Origin of the sequence: Pseudomarimonas salicorniae (assembly GCF_023156535.1) — a bacterium.
GTDB lineage: Bacteria > Pseudomonadota > Gammaproteobacteria > Xanthomonadales > Xanthomonadaceae > Pseudomarimonas > Pseudomarimonas salicorniae.
This window is the reverse complement of sequence record NZ_JALNMH010000002.1, coordinates 435,404-452,083: the sequence shown is the minus strand read 5'-3', so window position 1 is coordinate 452,083 and position 16,680 is coordinate 435,404. Positions and strand designations below refer to the sequence as shown.

16 protein-coding genes are annotated in these 16,680 nt (G+C 68.5%); 11 read left to right on the top strand and 5 right to left on the bottom strand.

Going from position 1 to position 16,680, the window contains the following annotated elements; all coding sequences use genetic code 11:
• Window positions 1-84: 84 nt before the first annotated feature.
• On the top strand, window positions 85-624 hold the full coding sequence (locus M0G41_RS04370; protein WP_248205526.1) for a hypothetical protein: 540 nt from the start codon (window positions 85-87) through the stop codon (window positions 622-624).
• On the opposite strand, the gene M0G41_RS04365 is transcribed toward M0G41_RS04370, so the two are convergent.
• The 3 genes from M0G41_RS04365 to M0G41_RS04355 all read right to left on the bottom strand — a co-directional run bounded on the left by M0G41_RS04365 (window position 621) and on the right by M0G41_RS04355 (window position 3,736).
• Window positions 621-1,304, bottom strand: a complete 684-nt coding sequence (locus M0G41_RS04365) for a helix-turn-helix transcriptional regulator (RefSeq protein WP_248205522.1) — start codon at window positions 1,302-1,304, stop codon at window positions 621-623. The genes M0G41_RS04370 and M0G41_RS04365 overlap by 4 nt on opposite strands.
• Window positions 1,301-2,071 (bottom strand): VOC family protein, encoded by a 771-nt coding sequence (locus M0G41_RS04360; protein WP_248205519.1) that lies wholly within the window; start codon window positions 2,069-2,071, stop codon window positions 1,301-1,303. Before M0G41_RS04360 ends, M0G41_RS04365 begins: the two co-directional genes overlap by 4 nt.
• An 804-nt stretch (window positions 2,072-2,875) precedes the next feature.
• On the bottom strand, window positions 2,876-3,736 hold the full coding sequence (locus M0G41_RS04355; protein WP_248205517.1) for a helix-turn-helix domain-containing protein: 861 nt from the start codon (window positions 3,734-3,736) through the stop codon (window positions 2,876-2,878).
• Between the two features lie 118 nt (window positions 3,737-3,854).
• On the opposite strand from M0G41_RS04355, the gene M0G41_RS04350 reads away from it, so the two are divergent.
• Window positions 3,855-4,310 (top strand): DUF6265 family protein, encoded by a 456-nt coding sequence (locus tag M0G41_RS04350; protein ID WP_248205513.1) that lies wholly within the window; start codon window positions 3,855-3,857, stop codon window positions 4,308-4,310.
• Here M0G41_RS04350 and M0G41_RS04345 read toward each other — a convergent pair.
• Window positions 4,307-5,200 (bottom strand): chorismate transformation FkbO/Hyg5 family protein, encoded by an 894-nt coding sequence (locus M0G41_RS04345; RefSeq protein ID WP_248205510.1) that lies wholly within the window; start codon window positions 5,198-5,200, stop codon window positions 4,307-4,309. The two genes, M0G41_RS04350 and M0G41_RS04345, sit on opposite strands and share 4 nt — an antisense overlap.
• A 197-nt stretch (window positions 5,201-5,397) precedes the next feature.
• Here M0G41_RS04345 and M0G41_RS04340 point away from each other — a divergent pair, with 197 nt between their 5' ends.
• From M0G41_RS04340 to M0G41_RS04300, 9 genes are all read left to right on the top strand, one after another.
• On the top strand, window positions 5,398-6,027 hold the full coding sequence (locus M0G41_RS04340; protein ID WP_248205508.1) for a YdcF family protein: 630 nt from the start codon (window positions 5,398-5,400) through the stop codon (window positions 6,025-6,027).
• Window positions 6,024-6,953 (top strand): oxygen-dependent coproporphyrinogen oxidase, encoded by a 930-nt coding sequence (hemF, locus tag M0G41_RS04335; protein ID WP_248205505.1) that lies wholly within the window; start codon window positions 6,024-6,026, stop codon window positions 6,951-6,953. Before M0G41_RS04340 ends, hemF begins: the two co-directional genes overlap by 4 nt.
• Window positions 6,954-7,153: 200 nt before the next feature.
• Window positions 7,154-8,344 carry a hypothetical protein gene (locus M0G41_RS04330; RefSeq protein ID WP_248205502.1) on the top strand — a complete coding sequence of 397 codons (1,191 nt, stop codon included), beginning with the start codon at window positions 7,154-7,156 and terminating at the stop codon, window positions 8,342-8,344.
• A complete protein-coding gene (locus M0G41_RS04325; RefSeq protein ID WP_248205499.1) occupies window positions 8,341-9,504 on the top strand; it encodes a hypothetical protein in 1,164 nt (387 codons plus the stop codon). The genes M0G41_RS04330 and M0G41_RS04325 overlap by 4 nt, the downstream gene beginning before the upstream one ends.
• Before the next feature lie 79 nt (window positions 9,505-9,583).
• Window positions 9,584-10,576, top strand: coding sequence for a metal-dependent hydrolase (locus tag M0G41_RS04320; RefSeq protein ID WP_248205496.1), 993 nt, complete (start codon window positions 9,584-9,586; stop codon window positions 10,574-10,576).
• A gap of 76 nt (window positions 10,577-10,652) precedes the next feature.
• Complete coding sequence (locus M0G41_RS04315) at window positions 10,653-11,765, top strand: S-(hydroxymethyl)glutathione dehydrogenase/class III alcohol dehydrogenase (RefSeq protein ID WP_248205491.1); 1,113 nt, start codon at window positions 10,653-10,655, stop codon at window positions 11,763-11,765.
• A 10-nt stretch (window positions 11,766-11,775) separates the two neighbouring features.
• Window positions 11,776-12,648 carry an S-formylglutathione hydrolase gene (gene fghA, locus M0G41_RS04310; protein WP_248205488.1) on the top strand — a complete coding sequence of 291 codons (873 nt, stop codon included), beginning with the start codon at window positions 11,776-11,778 and terminating at the stop codon, window positions 12,646-12,648.
• Between the two features lie 180 nt (window positions 12,649-12,828).
• On the top strand, window positions 12,829-13,077 hold the full coding sequence (locus M0G41_RS04305; protein WP_248205485.1) for a transposase: 249 nt from the start codon (window positions 12,829-12,831) through the stop codon (window positions 13,075-13,077).
• A gap of 486 nt (window positions 13,078-13,563) precedes the next feature.
• Complete coding sequence (locus M0G41_RS04300; RefSeq protein ID WP_248205482.1) at window positions 13,564-14,847, top strand: zinc metalloprotease; 1,284 nt, start codon at window positions 13,564-13,566, stop codon at window positions 14,845-14,847.
• 423 nt (window positions 14,848-15,270) lie between these two features.
• On the opposite strand, the gene M0G41_RS04295 is transcribed toward M0G41_RS04300, so the two are convergent.
• Window positions 15,271-16,659, bottom strand: a complete 1,389-nt coding sequence (locus M0G41_RS04295) for a hypothetical protein (RefSeq protein WP_248205479.1) — start codon at window positions 16,657-16,659, stop codon at window positions 15,271-15,273.
• Window positions 16,660-16,680: the final 21 nt, after the last annotated feature.

The window sequence follows — 16,680 nt, the reverse complement described above, 5'->3', positions numbered from 1 at the left end:
CGCTCACCGTTCAGCTGCCCGGAAATGCCCTGCCGGGGGTGCAGGCAGGCACAATGGAGCCCTGTTGAAGAAGAAGGAGGATGCATGCCCACCGCGTCCGTAGACCCTTCGCCGCGTCGTCCGCTCCGGCAGTGGCTGCACTGGCCGCTGGCGGCCGCCGTGCTCGCTTTGCCTGCCCTGGCGATGCGCTTCACCGACGAGGTGGACTGGAGCCTCTCCGACTTCCTGGTGATGGGCGCGCTGCTGAGCGCGGTCTGTCTGGCCTGGGAGGCCGCGCTGCGCGGTCCGCGGCGGATCGCCTGGCGAGCCGCATCGGGCCTTGCGATCCTGACCGGCTTCCTCACCGTCTGGGCCACGCTGGCCGTCGGCCTGGTGGGGGGCGCGGTCGATATCGCCTTTCCCGTTCTGGTCGCCGCGGTCGCCTCGGTTGCGCTGGCGGTCGGTCGACATGCCGGGCGCCTGGCGGTGCTGATGGCGACGGCGGGCTGCGTCCACGCCCTGGTCCTCGGTCTGGCCTCGGCGGCGGGAATGCCGGCGCCCTGGCAGGCCGGAGCCTTCGTCATCGGCTGGCTGGCGGCTGCGGGGCTGTTTTCACGCTGCGTGAGCGCATCGAAGGCCGGCTAGCAGTCCCTGACCCGCTGCAGGTAGTCCTCCAGCCGGCGGCCCGGTGGCCATTCCGGCTGGCCCTCGCCGCTCTCGAGGGTGGCGATGCGGTCGACCCGGAAGTGGCGAAAGTCGCCGCGCAGATGGCACCAGGCGACCAGGGTCCAGCGGTCACCCCAGAAAAACAGGCCCAGCGGATCGACCCGCCTCGAGCTGCAGCGGCCCTCGGCGTCGGCGTAGTCCAGGCACAGGCCGCGACGCTCGCGCAGGGCACGGCGCAGGGGCCCCAGCCAGCGCCGGGTGGCGGGCTCGATATGGAAATCCGGCACGTGCAGGGCGAGGCCCCGGGCGCCGCGGGCCAGGGCCTGCGGCAGCGCCTCGAGGATCCGGTCGCGGGCGGCGCGCGCCGAGCGGGCCAGTTCGGCATCGCCCCAGGCGGCACTGATCGAGAGCCCCAGCATCAGGGCCTCGATCTCTTCGATGTCGAAGCGCAGCGCCGGCATCTTCCAGCCGGGGCTCAGCCGATAGCCCTCGCCGGGCGTGCCCTGCACCGGCACGCCCGAGGCGGACAGCGCCTCCAGGTCGCGATACACCGTGCGCACCGAGACCTCTTCCGCCGCCGCCAGGTCGCTGGCGGTGCGCCGACCATGGATTTGCAGCTGCCTGACCAGGCGGAAGAGGCGATCGGCGCGTCGGCTCATGCGGGTTCCAGGTCCTCCGTCTCCTCGCGGGCCGGCTGGCCGATCCGCCAGGGCTCGCGCAGGCCGCCGAGGAAACTCTCGGCCATCGGCCGCGGACTGTAGCAGTACAGCTCGAGACCGGCCGGGTCGATGCAGGAGAAGCCGCGGTCGCCCCAGGGGTGGTCTTCCAGCGGCATGGCCATCGGCACCTGGGCGGTCGCCAGCCGGGCGTGCAGCGCATCGACCTCGTCGCACTGCAGGTTGAGCAGGATGCCGCCGCCGGCGAACGGCCGGCTGCGGGGCTCGGGCTGCATCAGGTGCAGCTCGGGGGCCAGCGGGCCGCCGAGCTGCAGCACCAGGTAGCGCGGGTCGTCGAACAGCGCGCGGGCGTTGAAGTGGCGCTCGTAGAACTGCCGCACGGCGCGGAAGTCCGCAAGCAGCAGGGTCGGGCAGGCCTGCCGCACCGGAGGCTGGGTGCTCCACAGCGCCGCCGGCGGCGGCGCGGCGAAGTGGCGCATCCGCACCGACTCCATGTCGATCTGTCCGAAGAAGTGGGCGATGTCCGGATCGCGGCCGGCCAGCTCGGCAGCCTGCTGGGCGTGGGCCATCGACTGCCAGCGCACCACGTCGATCCACTCGCCCTGCTGGTCGCGGCCGAACTGGCGCGAGACAAATCCCGGCAACCGCTCCATCGCCGGCTGTGCGGCCCAGGCCGCCTCGGCCATCCGCGACTCGGCCTGTGCGCTGCGCGCGCGGAAACTCACCTGCTCGATCACATCGTGCTGCATGTCGGCTCTCCTCTCGGGGTGGAGGAGACAGCCTGCGCCGGGGCTACTGACAGCGCTGTGTCAGCAGTCGGTTGGGTGGCGGGAAGCGAGGTGCCGGCTTGGCTGCACATTCCGCTCGCCGTGGTCGCGCGAACCGGAGTCGTCGTCGCCTGCAACGGTGGTCGTGGACACTGGCTCCTCGCAGGCACTGCATGGCGCGAAGGACAGGAGACGACCGGAGGTGAGCGTCCGGCAATGCGTGCTGTGGGCGCGAAGTTCGCATTCGCCCCGGTCCCGCTGTAGGAGCCAGCTTGCTGGCGATAGGCGCCACGGATGGGACGATCGCCAGCAAGCTGGCTCCTACACGCAACGTCGCTGCCAGGTCCGGTTTGCGCCGCAAAGCAGGCCTTGCCGCGGTCAGATTGTGGGAGTGCCCTTGGGCGCGACCGCAGCTCTACGGATTCACCACAGACCGCGGCCGGAGCGGATCTCCGCGGTCGCGCCCAAGGGCACTCCCACATTCGGGTCTCGTTGGGCATCGGCGAAGCCCCATAGGGTGCGCCTTGGCGCACCGATACGGGCGTTCGGACGGTATGCCCGGTGCGGCAAGCCGCACCCTATGAATGTCTGCTTTGCGCCCGAACTTAACGTCGCGAAGCGCTCATTCCTGGCCGGAGCAGGTGCTTGCAAGGCGCCGGTTCTCCGTGTCTGACGGCGCTACCGATGGGCCAAGGATGACCAGGGCAGGCCGAACAGGGGCCCGGTAGCTGAGCACGACGAAGCGCAGCAGTTGTCCACGTTCCATCGTGAGGCGCTGCTAGGCCGCTATTCCGCGGTGCCGGCCTGGCTTGACCCTTCTCCGCGGATAAAGGCCGCGGCCATGGCGACGGTGCCGTCGCGGTCGCGGTCCTCGCGCAGGGCCTGCAGCAGGCGGGCGGGCGTCAGGCCGGTCAGACGACGCAGCTCGCGGGTGGCATGGGCCTGGTCGCTGAAGCCACTGGCCAGGGCCAGCTCGGCCAGTGCCTGATCGCCGGCGTCGAGTGCGCGCAGCGTCGCCTGCAGTCTCAGGACGCGGGCGAATTCCTTGGCCGACAGGCCGACCCAGCGCGGGAACTGCGCCTGCAGGGTGCGCAGGGGCAGGCCGCAGGCGAGCGCCAGGGCGTCGATGCGCTGGCTGCCGTCGGACCCGACCAGGCGTTCCACCGCCTGGCGGAGCCTGCGCGGGACATCTGCTTGCCCAAGCAGGGCGTCGAGGCGCTGCCAGCGCGGGTCCGAGGCCTCTGCCTCGAGCAGTTCGGCCATCAGGGCAGCGAACTCTGCGCCGCCGTCCGGCCGCAGCCGGTTGAGATCGACGACCTGGTCGACCAGGCCGGGCAGGGCATCACCGGCCAGCCGGGCACCCGCCCAGGGCTGCAGGCGCAGGCCCATGCAGTCGAGCGGGCCGCACGCGCGCAGGCGGATGGCGCTGCGCTGCTGGGCCGCGAACAACCGTTGGGCCTGATCCTGCCACTGGCCTGCCTGCCAGCGCTGCATGGGTCGACCGAGGTGAACGATGAGCTCGCAGCAGCCGTCCGGATAGACCACCTGTGGCGCGCCGTCGGGCCGCGCGTCACGCAGCCGCCAGGCGCAGCGCAGGCGATCCTGCAGTGCGGCGGGTGGCTGCCACTCCCGGTAGTCGACGCCCATGCTCGGCCTGCACATTCCTTCAAGGCGGCGCGGCCTCTGGGCGATAGTCTGGCTCGCAGCTACGGCCCGGCCGCATCGCAGCGGGTATCGGAGCGATCATGGACCCTTGGGGGGCAAGATGAGAAGCATTACTGCAGGCGTGTTGTGCTGGACCTTGGCATTCCCGGCCTTGGCTGCCGAGCCGGTGTCGCTGGACTGGCTGTCGGGCCACTGGTGCGGAGAGCAGGGCCAGACGCGCATCGAGGAGCAATGGACGCAGCCGGCCGGCGGCGCCCTGCTCGGCTTGTCGCGGACGCTCAAGGACGACCGGATGACCGGCTTCGAGTTCATGCGCATCGAGCGCCAGCAGGGTGTCCAGCACCTGCTCGCCCAGCCGGGAGGTTCGCCGCCGACCGCGTTCAGGCTGATCGAGAGCGGTCAGCAGTCGGCCCGTTTCAGCAATCCGCAGCACGATTTTCCGCAGACCATCCGCTACTGGCGGGAGGGTGAGTCGCTGCGTGCCGAGATCAGCGGGCCGGATGGCCGCGGCGGCGAGACCCGTATCGGCTTCGAGTACGCCCGCTGTCCGGGCTAGCCCTGCTGTGCGGGGAACACGCCCTCGAGTTCGACGTCCAACTCACGGCGGCAGATGTCACCGTGCAGCAGTCGCACCGGGGCGTTGATGCCGAAGGTCCGCCGCAGGATCGGCAGCAGACGCGGCGCATCGCCGGCATGCCGCAGGTAGACGCGAAGCGCGGCGCAGCCGCCCATCCGGAAGCGTGAGCCGCTGCGCCGCTCGCCCTCCTCGAGCAGGGCCTCGAGGTTGCGCAGGCTCTCTTCCAGCTGGGTTTCGACATCGCCCGGGTGGCGGGAGATGTGACCGATGATGCTGGCGGTGCCCGAAGCCAGCAGCACCGACCCCTCGCCGCTTCCCAGCACGGCGCCGCGGGAAAAGCCCGGCGACACCGGTCCATACTCGCGGGGGTAGCGCCAGGCGGGCGTCTGCCGCGGATTCTCGAGCGCGATTCCGGTGTTGGCGCCGCACAGGGCGACGACCTGCAGCAGGCTGGGGCGTCCGGTCGGCAGGCCGATCGCGGTGGCCGCCGGCGGCGGGGCGTGGAAGCTGGCATCCACCGCGGCGGCACGGCCCACGCAGAAGGCCCGGTAGCGCTCGGCGTCCCCTTCGCCCTCGTTGATGCCGTCGAGGAAGTTCCAGATCCGCAGCAGGTAGGGCTGCGCGCTGCCGCGCACACGCTGCAGCAGGAGGGTGTAGGCCCGGTGCGCAGCGCTCTCGATGTCTTCGCTGTCACCGACGCTGACCGATTCGATCCGGAATGCACCGGCCGGGGTCGCATGCCAGCACTCCGGGTCGGCAGGGCCGGCCAGGCGGGGCAGCGGGCAGGCCTCCGGCCGCCCCGGGTCAGCAAAGGAGAAGGCCGCGAGAAGGCTGTGCGCCGGCTCGGTGCTGGCGCGAACATCGATCAAGCTTGCGCCGGGGGCGGGAGGGATCATCGACACCGTCATCCGCCGAGCGCGCCGCTTCGGCCGGCGCGCATCGGGGATGCGTCGGCAGGGGGTGCGTTGGCAGCGGATCGCGACAAGTTCCAGCGCTTCTGGACGGCGGGACGGGGCGGCGAGTATAGGTAGCCCCCCTCCCCCCGGCAACGCAGGACCCCGCATCGGTGACAGGAAAACGGCTGCGTCTGCTGGCCCGCGGCCTGGCGCTTTGCCTGGTCAGCGGCGGCTGGTTCTACCTTCGCGCCTGGCGTACGGCCTATGCGGTGGCGCGTCGCGCGCCCTGCTTTGCCGAGGGCGAGGTGCTGCTGGTGCCGGGCTATCGCTTGCATGGTGACGAGGTGCCGAAAACCTACGTGCGCCGCCTGAGGCGCGCCCGGCGACTGTGGAGCCCCGATAGGCGGATCGTGCTTTCGGGCTTTGCCGCGCGAGCGGGGGAGCAGAGCGAGGCCCATGCCGGCTACGCATTCCTGCGTGACCTCGGCCTGCCCGGCTCGGCGCAGGTGGATCTCGACATCCAGGCGCGCGACACCGAGGAGAACCTGCGCGAGGCGGCGCGGCGGACCGCCGCGGGTGAAACGCTGGTCATCATCAGCAACCGCTGGCATCTTGCGCGCTGCATCCTGATCGCCCGCAGGCTGGGCGTGGCCGCCAAGCCCTGCGCTGCCGAGCGACGCTGGCAGGGAGGTGTCTTCGCCTGGCTGGCGCTCGGCCGGGAGGCGCTGGCCCTGCTCGCCCACGGCGGCCGGGATGCGCTGCACGCCTCCCCGAACTCGCTCCTGGAACCGCCACGATGACCGACTCCGCTGCCCACGCCGGCCCCGTCCGCGACTTCCTCACCGGACTGCAGGACCGCATCTGCAGCGCGCTCGAGCAGGCCGATGGCGCCGGCCGCTTCGAGGAGGACGCCTGGCAGCGCGCCGAGGGCGGCGGCGGCCGATCGCGCGTGCTGAAGGCAGGCCGGGTCTTCGAACAGGCCGGGGTCGGGTTCTCCGACGTGTCGGGCTCGCGGCTTCCGCCGAGCGCCTCGGCGCATCGTCCGGAGCTCGCCGGCGCCGGCTGGCGGGCGATGGGCGTGTCGCTGGTCCTGCATCCGCACAATCCCTACCTGCCGACCACGCACATGAACGTGCGCTTCTTCCAGGCCCAGCGCGATGGCGAGGAAGTGGCCTGGTGGTTCGGCGGCGGCTTCGACCTGACCCCGTTCTACCCGTTCGACGAGGACGTGCGCCACTGGCACGAGGTTGCCCGCGATCTCAGCCAGCCCTTCGGCGAGGAGGTCTACCCGCGCTACAAGCAGCACTGCGACGAGTACTTCCATCTCAAGCACCGCGGCGAGACCCGCGGCGTGGGGGGTCTGTTCTTCGACGACCTCCACGAGTGGGGCTTCGATCGCTGCTTTGCCTACCAGCAGGCGGTCGGCAACGGCTTCCTCGATGCCTACCTGCCGCTGATCGAGCGCCGCCACGGCACGCCCTTCGGCGAGCGCGAGCGGGAGTTCCAGCTGTATCGACGCGGTCGCTACGTCGAGTTCAACCTGGTCTGGGACCGCGGCACCCTGTTCGGCCTGCAGAGCGGCGGACGCACGGAGTCGATCCTGATGAGCCTGCCGCCGCGGGTCCGTTTCGAATACGCCTACCAGCCCGAGGCGGACAGCCCCGAGGCCCGGCTCGACGACTACCTGCGCCCGCGCGACTGGCTCTCCGAGCTGCCTGCGCCCTGATCGACGAAGCGTTTCGTCAAAACAGGGAACTTCCCCGACGAGGCCCGTGTCATTAACATTGCGTGCCTACGCGCAGCCTGGTCGAGCAGCAAGGGACAGCGCCCAGGGAAGGGCGCCGGACAGGAGGCAACGGGGACGGCATGTCCTGAACACATGCCTTGGATTCCGGGGACACACCCGGGACGTTTCGGAGTGCAACCATGAAACCCTGGCTCTTCCTGCCGCTGGCGCTATGCGCTGCCGGCGCACAGGCCGCTTTGCCCGAAGGCATCGCCGGCCCCTGGTACAACCCGGCACAGAGCGGCCACGGCCTGACCCTGAGCCTTGCCGACCGCGGCAGCCGCGGCGTCGTGCTCTGGCACGTCTACGACCCTGACGGCGCGCCGCTTACGCTCTACGTCGACGCCGTGGTCGAAGGTCGCGACCTGGTCGGCCCGGCCTATGCCCCGCGAGGCATGCGCTTTGGCGAGTTCGACCCGGACGATATCGAACTGCCCGAGTGGGGCACGGTGCGGATCCGCTTCGATGACTGCGACCACGCCACGCTCAGCTGGGACGCCATCGATCCTGACTATGCCGACGGCGAGATGCCGATCGACCGGCTGGCCCGCATCGATACCCTCGACTGCGTGCTGCCACCGCCGAACACGATTCCTTCCGGGCTCTACCTCGGCAGCATCGATCCCGGCCATAGCGGCGTGCCGACCGCGGCACTCGGCATCGTTGATCTGGAAGGGCGGCTATGGGGATACAGCGGCGAGCTGGAGGGTCAGGGCATCCGGCTGTCCGATGTGCCAGGGCCGACCTTCGTCTCCGCGGTGCAGCCCAAGGCCTACATCTCGAATCCAGTCGCGCCGGCGGCCGGCGGCTCGATTTCGGTAAGGTTGCAGCTGCTGGAGCCGAACTGGTCATCCTTCCGCGGCGGCCGCAGTGAAACGATTGGAAGCTGGGCGGTCACCGCGAGCGGCAGCCAGGCACGATTCCCCGCGCCCGCGCTGACGCCACTGGGTGAGCTCGTTTGGAGGACGGCGCCCGAATCAGTCGCCAAGCTTGTGCAGCCCGTGAATGCAACCCTGCTTGCCGGCACCTATGCCTACCGTCTGCGTGGACAGCTGGTCGAGTTCGCTCGCACCCTGCGGATCGACCCGGATGGTGCGGCCTGTCTGGGCAGCGGGTCCGATTGCGAGTATCGAGGACACGTTTCGGCGCTGGAGGGTGATGCGGGCCTGCTCGACTTCCGCCTCCAGCAGGTTGGCGATCCGCGCTTGCCGACCTATGCCGGGCGGGGCTGGATCGATGACTCGAACTCCGGCCGACGGCTGGTCCTGGTTGGTGAGAACGGGAGCAACGGACTTGCCCTCGTCGCTACCCGGATGGAGGGCGCGCGATGAATCACTCGTATCGCATCTTTAGTGCGCTGAGCGCGCTGATGCTGACGCCCGCGGCATCAGCGGCGCTGCCCGACGGCATCAGCGGTCCCTGGTTCGATCCTTCCCAGAGCGGTCACGGCCTCAGTATTTCCCTGGTCGATGGCGGCACCCGCGCCGCAGTGATCTGGCACGCCTACGACAATGAGGGCGAGCCGCTGACTCTGTACCTCGACGGCGTGGTCGAGGGGCGCGAGATCGTCGGCAGCGTATTTGCTCCCAGCGGCATGCGCTTTGGCGAGTTCGACCCGGCCCGCCTCGTCACGCCGGCCTGGGGCGAGGCCTCGCTGCGCTTCGACAGATGCACGGCCGGTAGCCTGACCTGGACGACCACCGTTGAGGGATTCAGCGACGGCAGCCTGCCGATCGTTCCGATTGCGCCGATCGAGGGGCTGTCCTGCTCGCTGCCACCGCCCAATGACCTGCCACCCGGCCTCTACCGCGGCGCCTATCTCGATGAAACCGCGGGTTTTGACGAGGCCTGGGGCATGGTCGACGGGGAAGGGCGCCTGTGGGGCGGGACGCTGTTTCGTGGCGCCCAGGTCTGGCAGGTGCCCTCGTTCCAGCTGCGGGCCAAGGTCAGTCTTGGTGAGCTGGCTTCGAGCGAAGGATGGCGGTTCGAGGCGCGCTTGTTGGCTGCCCATGCCGGGTTGGACCGGCTTTCCCCGGTGCCGGGCACGGGCGAGATCGCACCGGCGCCGCGGATCCACTTCCCCTCCGACGAAGACCGACGCTTCGCCCAGCGCTGGGAGCTCGGCGCCCCGGCCAATGTGTCGTTGGTTGCGCCGGTCGACCTGAATCGGCTGGCCGGCGAGTACGCCGTGCCCTACCTCGCCCCGCCGCTGTCCTTCATCGTCGAAGGCACGATGACGGTCAAGGCAAACGGCGAGGTCTGCATCCGCTACCGCCTGGAGGACGGCCCTGACTGCAACCTGGCCGGCAGGCTGCGTACCCATGAGGGCCAACTTGGTCTGGTCGATTTCGCGCTCGGCGTGCCCGACTCCTCGGCCGCGCCGGAGCGCGGCCGGGGCTGGCTGGCCCGGGTCGACGGGGTGGAGACGCTCAGCCTGATCGGCAGCGATGGCGACGTCGGCTACTACCTGCTGGCCCGGCGTCGCCCCTGAGCCCTGCCGCGGGGGCGCCTTCATGGCGCCTCCGCATCGCGGCCGCTAGTCTGCAGCGATCTTCCCGGGAACGCAGACGATGGATTCGGTCTCGCAAATCGTGCTGGGCGCCGCCGTGGCCGCTGCCGTGGCGCCGCGCATTCCCAGACGCGCCGTGGTCTATGGCGCGATCTTCGGGACCCTGCCCGACCTCGACACGTTCTTGCTCAGCGGTCTGGATCCGCTGCGCCAGTTCACCGAGCACCGGGCCTGGAGCCACTCGCTGATCGTGCTGAGCGTGCTGGCTCCGGTGCTCGCCCTGCTCAGCTGGCAGATCGACCGCGGGCTGCAGGCGGTCGGCCGGCTGCGCTGGTGCCTGGCGGTGTCCCTGGTGCTGCTGACCCACCCGCTGCTCGACGCCCTCACCGTCTATGGCACCCAGCTGCTCTGGCCGCTGCCCTTCTACCCGCCGACCATGTGGGGCAGCCTGTTCATCATCGATCCCCTCTATACGCTGCCGCTGCTGATCGCCGTGCTGCTGGTCTGGCGTCGGGGCGAAGACATGCGGCGGGTGCGCAGCGCGGCGATGATCGGCCTCGTTCTCTCCACCGCCTACGTCGGCTGGAGCGTCTGGGCCAAACAGCTGGCGACCGAGCGCGCCGAAGTGGCTCTGGCCGAGGCCGGCCACGGGGCCACCCAGCTGATGGTTTCACCGGCGCCGTTCACCACGCTGATGTGGCGGGCGGTGGCGGTGGGGCCGCAGGGTGACGGCGAAGCCTTCGTCTCGCTGCGACCCGGGGCGCCCGAGGTGCGCTGGCGCTGGACGCATACCGAGCCCGCCGCGCGCAGCGCGGCGATGATCCTTCCGGGGGGGCAGAAGATGCACTGGTTCACCCATGGCTTCATGCGCGTGGCCATGGCCGAGCACCGGCTGCGCATCGCCGACCTGCGGATGGGCGCTGACGGCGATTACTTCTTCGTCTTTGATGTCGGCGAGCGCCAGGATGGGCGCTGGCAGGCGATCACGCCCGAGCGCGCAGAGCGGCCGCGTGCCCGGGCTGACCGGCTGAGGGATACTTTCGCCCACTTCTGAACCGGCAGCTCCGCCCCCGGGTTGCTTATCCGCTCCAAGGGGCGACAATGCCGGACGTTGCCGCGAGGGAGCCCCCATGAAGACCCGTGCCGCCGTCGCCTGGGAAGCAGGCAAACCGCTGCAGATCGAGGACATCGACATCGAGGGTCCGCGGGCCGGCGAGGTGCTGGTGCGAATCATCGCCACCGGTGTCTGCCACACCGATGCCTTCACCCTGTCAGGCGACGATCCCGAGGGGCTATTCCCCGCGGTGCTCGGCCATGAAGGCGGCGGCATCGTCGAGGAGGTCGGTGCCGGCGTCACTTCGGTGAAGCCGGGTGATCACGTGATTCCCCTGTATACCGCCGAGTGCCGGACCTGCAGGTTCTGCACGAGTGGCAAGACCAACCTCTGCCAGGCGGTGCGCGCCACCCAGGGCAAGGGCCTGATGCCCGACTCAACCAGCCGTTTCAGCAAGAGCGGCAGGATGATCCACCACTACATGGGTACCAGCACCTTCTCCGAGTACACCGTGGTGCCCGAGATCTCGCTGGCGGTGATCAACAAGGCCGCGCCGCTGGACAAGGTCTGCCTGCTCGGCTGTGGTGTCACCACCGGCATTGGCGCGGTGCTGAACACGGCGAAGGTCACGCCCGGTTCGACGGTGGCCGTGTTCGGCCTTGGCGGCATCGGCCTGGCGGTGATCCAGGGCGCGGTGATGGCCAAGGCCGCGCGGATCATCGCCATCGACATCAATCCGGGCAAGTTCGAGCTGGCGCGGCAGATGGGCGCCACCGACTGCGTCAATCCGAGGGACCACGCCGACACCCCGATCCAGCAGCTGATCGTCGACATGACCGATGGCGGCGTCGACTACAGTTTCGAGTGCATCGGCAACGTCGAGGTGATGCGCGCGGCGCTGGAGTGCTGCCACAAGGGCTGGGGCGAGAGCGTCATCATCGGCGTCGCCGGCGCCGGCCAGGAGATCCGCACCCGGCCTTTCCAGCTGGTGACCGGGCGGGTCTGGCGGGGCAGTGCCTTCGGTGGCGTGAAGGGCCGCACCCAGCTGCCGGGCATGGTCGAGCAGGCGATGCGCGGCGAGATCGACCTCGATCCCTACATCACCCACCGCATGCCGCTCGAGCGCATCAACGAGGCCTTCGAGCTGATGCACGAAGGCAAGAGCATCCGCACCGTCATCGGCTTCTAGGAGCCCGCGCATGGATACGATCACGCCGCCGGATGGCGTCAGCCGCATCGAGCATCACGCCTGTTTCGGCGGCTGGCAGGATGTCTGGCAGCACCGCTCGCCCCTGCTCGGTTGCGACATGCGGTTCGGACTTTACCTGCCACCGCAGCTCGAGAAGGGGCCCTGTCCAATCGTCTACTGGCTGTCTGGCCTGACCTGCAGCGAGCAGAACTTCATCACCAAGGCCGGGGCGCAGCGCGTGGCGGCCGAGCTGGGCCTGGTGGTGGTCGTGCCCGACACCAGCCCGCGCGGCGAGGGCGTCGCCGATGACGAGAACTACGACCTCGGCCAGGGCGCCGGCTTCTACGTCAACGCGACCGAGGCGCCCTGGGACACCCACTACCGGATGTACGACTACGTGGTTGCCGAGCTGCCGGCCCTGGTTGAGAAGGCGCTGCCCTTCGATGGGCGGCGCAGCGTGATGGGCCATTCGATGGGCGGCCACGGCGCCCTGGTCGTCGCCCTGCGCAATCCCGACCGCTACGCCTGCGCCTCGGCCTTCGCCCCGATCGTGGCGCCCAGCGAGGTGCCCTGGGGACGCAAGGCGCTGACTGCCTACCTCGGCAGCAACGAGGCCCACTGGGCCGCCTATGACGCCTGCAAGCTGGTCGCCGCCCGCGCCCGCGAAGGTCGCCCGCCGCTGGCCGAGATCCTGATCGACCAGGGCGAGGACGACGATTTCCTCGGCGTGTCCCTGACCCCCGAACGCTTCGAGGCCGAATGCGCCGCCGCCGGCCAGCCCCTCACCCTCCGCCGCCAGCCCGGCTACGACCACAGCTACTACTTCATCGCCAGCTTCCTGCCTGAGCATCTGGCCTGGCATGCGGAGCGGTTGGGCAGCTGAGGGCTCAGGGCGCAGGGCGGAGGGGCTAGGGATCAGCCGCTACGCGGCAATGGCGGCTGCGCCGCCTGCGCCTCCGCTTCGCTCGGCTTGTTCAGAGTCTCCCTAAGGCTGCTCCTGCGCACTGACAACGACCCCGAGTTCCCGAGTGAGGCCTTCGCCTCCTGGCCAAAGCAGCAGTGCATGGCGATCCAGTGCATCCAGCCCGGCAAGCCGATCCAGAACGACCGAATCGAGCGCTTCAATCGGCTCAACCAGGACGAGGTACTGGACCAGTACCTCGTGGCCGAACTGGACGACGTCCGCGAAGCAGACAGGGAGTTCCTGAACGACTACGACTTACACCGCCCCCTCCAAGCACTTGATGGCATGACGCCAGTCGAGGAGCGAGATCGCCACGCCAGGAGTTCCACGTTTGAAGCGTCCGGTTGATGGGGAAGCTGCGAAGGCTTTTGCACACAAGTCGGGACACTACCGAACACTTCCTGATTGATTGGGCATCGCGGCCGGAGTGCCAACGGGAAGCAGCAGGATTTGGCAACCGGTGTGTCCCGCCGCACCGACGGCTCCCCGCCAGGTTGCGATGATCCGTTCAAGGTAGCCAACTACTCCACACCATCTGGCGCAGTCCCGTCCTGCGCCCGCGGGGCTGAGCCCTCGCCGCCCTACATACCCATGTATCGGCCCCGCCGCATCGTCGCCTCCGGGCGCTTGCGATGCAGCGAAGGCGGTCAAGCGATCTGCGACCCAAGACCGGGGTGCAATCCGCAGATCGGTGACTGGCCGCTCAAGAGGCAGACCTCGTCAAATGCCTCCCAAACCAGACGCAAGAACGGGCCGCCTTCTGTGTTCCGGCCCCGGCATGGCGGCCGCTGAACGCGAATCCACCCACTGACAATCCGTCCTCGGAACTTCATCATGTACACGGACCAGCCGCACTGCCAGACCATCGATTCGTTGCGTGCCTCGCTCGCGTGCGCCATCGCTCTGGTCATGCTCACGAATCCGGCCCAATCGGCGGTTGAACCCGAGCTTCCTGCTTTCACGGCGCGTCAGTCTGGGCTGCGAGCGCTGGGTGACCGCACTCAGACGGTTAAGGTACGTCTTTCGAAGATCATGGATGCCGGGTTTGAGGCCCTTCGGGCCTGTGAGGTGGACAGCGATGGTGACGGGCTCTCCGACTGCATCGAGACAGATGACGGTCAGTTCATCAGCGCCACCTCGACAGGCACCGACCCGCTGAACCCAGACACTGACGGCGATGGACTTTCTGATGGCGAGGAAGTCCTGGGTACCGAGACCGGACTCGATCTGCGTGCGCTGGGCGTGCATCCCCTGCGTCGTGATCTGCTGGTCGAGATCGACTGGTTCGTGAGTGAGTATGACTGCGGTCTGCACAGTCAGCGGCCGACTGCTGCCTCGGTCCAGCGCCTGGTATCGATGTTCGCTGCTGCCTCCACGCTTAACGCCGACGGGAGCACTGGCATCAACGTGATCATCGACTCCGGTCAAGGTGGATTACTCACCGGAGGCAACCGCATCACCGGCTACGACGCCATCCTTCCGGGCTCCATGGACAAGGTTTTCCATGAGATAAAGCAAGCAAATTTCGCCCCCAGCAGGCTGGGCTACTTTCGCTACGTGATGATGCCGCACCGCTATGACGGTGGCAGTGCAAGCAGCGGGGCTGCTGAGATCGTTGGCGACGACGCGATCGTCTCGCTCTACTGCCTGAACACCGAAAGCAATGTGACCCGCACCCTTGCGCATGAGATCGGGCACATGCTGGGTCTGCTCCACGGAGGTTTCGAGCATTGCAATCGGAAACCGAACTACAACTCGCTCATGAACTACCGATTTCAGTTCACGGGCACGGACGCCAATTGCGATGCACTTGGGGATATCACTTCGGACGATATGTCGCGCGGTACCCGGCTGATGCTTGACGAGTTGGCGCTGAACGAGCTGGAAGGCGTGTGCGGCACCCTGCCGGTCGATTGGAATCGAGACGATCGGTTCGACCTCGGCTTGATCATGGATCTGAATCCAGGTGAGGAGGATCGGTGCGGTGGTGCGCTGGTCAGGCTGCACGATTTCGACGACTGGTCGAATCTGACCTTTATCGGTTTGGCGGACCGCACAGGAACCCTGAAGTCCATTCAGACGCAAGCATTCTGTCCCCGCGTGCAGGGTGAGATGTAGCAGGGCGTTCCCCGAAAGGATGGATCTACTGTCACGTATCTGTCAGCCGTTCAACCGGGCGCCGCGGAGAAGAGCTCTTTCGACGCTCACGGAATCGGGGTCGCCATTGCACTGCCCATGTCAAAGCGATTTCGCGGACCCGGCCCGCGTGATCGGTTGTTGGAGTTGAACTCCAGGCCAGAAGGGTAGTGAGCCGCGCAAGGATCCGTGGTCACCCATGCAGTCGATGAACTGATCTCTGGGCTCCTCAAGGCAAACACGAACGCTCACCCCGGGCCGCTATCCGCAGGTGAGGCGGCCGCTCACGATGGCCAGCTTCGCTTGCGAGGATGGTCAGCTCGCATGGCGAAGGGGAGGCGACGCCTCGGGGGTTTGCACTTCCTCGCGCCGGGCGTCTTCTAATCGCCCGCCATGACGCCGGGCTCAGCGCCAGAAGTCGATGACGTGCGGGGCGGGGCCGTCGTCGGTCTCGGCGACCTCCGTGCCTTCTTCCCCCTTCTCCGCGCCCCCCTCCATCGCGGTGGAATTGTCTTCGCGGCTGCGCAGGTCGATGGATTCGAGGCGCAGCGTGTGGTGGCCATGGGTCAGATCGCGAATGTCGATCAGGGTCGTGATGCCGTCGGGCAGGTCGTCGGTGCGCTGCAGGCGCAGGAAGCTCAGGCCATGCAGCGGTTTGCCATCCAGACGGATGTCGAACTGGTGGGCGAAACAGTCGACGCGCGCCTGGTGTTGCTGCATGCGGGATTCGCGGCGGGCGCGAGCGCCGGCCTCGTCAAGGTTCGTGGCAGCCTCTGGCTCGGGGCAGTGCTTGTCCAGCCACTCGTCGTGACGATTGGCGAAATAGGGGATGGTCAGCCGCAGATAGGGGCCTTCGGCGATCTCGGAGTCAACGAAGGGTGCGCTGTTGAAGGCGTAGATGCCGACGCGCTGGTCGGCGTAGTGGGCGGGATAGATGCCGAACTCGCGGCTGGTCTTGCCCAGCGCATCGCCGCGCAGGCGCTGTTCGCGGTCGATGCGGGCGAAGGTGTCCAGTGCGGCAAGGCCGATCACTGCATAGAGCACGCCGACCAGCAGCCAGGCGCCATGACGACCACCGATGTTGGTCGTGATGAGCGCGGTCAGTGGTTGCTGCGCGCGGCCAAATGTCAGCGCCAGCGAGAGCTTCATGGCTGACTCGCACACGCGTGAGATCCAGTGGCCCTCGCGCAGGCGCGGAAGCAGCCATTTGTCGACCAGCATCGGCAGGATCAGCACGGCGACCACGCTCCCCATGAGCCACAGTTCGGCCGCCTCGGGTGCGCCGAGCGCGCGGAGCACGGCCACCACCCCGAACATCGCCAGCGACACCGCCAGGATCACCAGACCAAGCTGGGCGGCGAGGATGCCGTAGCCGAAGATCATGCTTGCCCGGTTATCGGCCTGCTCGATCGCGTCCTCCACCCGTGGGGTACGTTCGCGCGTGAGCTTGCGAACCAGCGGGCCGCCGCTGAGATTGTCCCAACGCGGACCCTGCGGATAGATCGAGTGCACGCCGACCAGGGCCACCCAGCGCGCCCGCGCGGCGAGGTGCAGGACGAAGGTGATCATGAGCGCGAACAGCACCACCTTCCCGTAAAGGTAGGTGTACCAGACCAGGGGCTGCACGGCTTCGGTGACCACCGGCAGCGTTTCGCGGAAGAACACCTCAAGCGGCTCGCGCAGCGAGAACAGCGAGAACACCAGGGCGCCCGAGATCAGCAGTTCGATCTCCCAGGTCGGCGTGGTGAGCCTGGGCAGCTGCAGTCGTGGCGGGCTTTCGGGGGTCTCGCTCATGCCTGGCTCCTTCGCGGATCA

Coding starts and splice junctions, on each gene's coding strand:
- M0G41_RS04305 (WP_248205485.1), top strand. CDS start 12,829: ATGGCGATCCAGTGCATCCAGCCCGGCAAGCCGATCCAGAACGACCGA.
- M0G41_RS04325 (WP_248205499.1), top strand. CDS start 8,341: ATGAATCACTCGTATCGCATCTTTAGTGCGCTGAGCGCGCTGATGCTG.
- M0G41_RS04300 (WP_248205482.1), top strand. CDS start 13,564: ATGTACACGGACCAGCCGCACTGCCAGACCATCGATTCGTTGCGTGCC.
- M0G41_RS04355 (WP_248205517.1), bottom strand. CDS start 3,736: ATGGGCGTCGACTACCGGGAGTGGCAGCCACCCGCCGCACTGCAGGAT.
- M0G41_RS04370 (WP_248205526.1), top strand. CDS start 85: ATGCCCACCGCGTCCGTAGACCCTTCGCCGCGTCGTCCGCTCCGGCAG.
- M0G41_RS04365 (WP_248205522.1), bottom strand. CDS start 1,304: ATGAGCCGACGCGCCGATCGCCTCTTCCGCCTGGTCAGGCAGCTGCAA.
- M0G41_RS04315 (WP_248205491.1), top strand. CDS start 10,653: ATGAAGACCCGTGCCGCCGTCGCCTGGGAAGCAGGCAAACCGCTGCAG.
- fghA (WP_248205488.1), top strand. CDS start 11,776: ATGGATACGATCACGCCGCCGGATGGCGTCAGCCGCATCGAGCATCAC.
- hemF (WP_248205505.1), top strand. CDS start 6,024: ATGACCGACTCCGCTGCCCACGCCGGCCCCGTCCGCGACTTCCTCACC.
- M0G41_RS04295 (WP_248205479.1), bottom strand. CDS start 16,659: ATGAGCGAGACCCCCGAAAGCCCGCCACGACTGCAGCTGCCCAGGCTC.
- M0G41_RS04360 (WP_248205519.1), bottom strand. CDS start 2,071: ATGCAGCACGATGTGATCGAGCAGGTGAGTTTCCGCGCGCGCAGCGCA.
- M0G41_RS04330 (WP_248205502.1), top strand. CDS start 7,154: ATGAAACCCTGGCTCTTCCTGCCGCTGGCGCTATGCGCTGCCGGCGCA.
- M0G41_RS04350 (WP_248205513.1), top strand. CDS start 3,855: ATGAGAAGCATTACTGCAGGCGTGTTGTGCTGGACCTTGGCATTCCCG.
- M0G41_RS04320 (WP_248205496.1), top strand. CDS start 9,584: ATGGATTCGGTCTCGCAAATCGTGCTGGGCGCCGCCGTGGCCGCTGCC.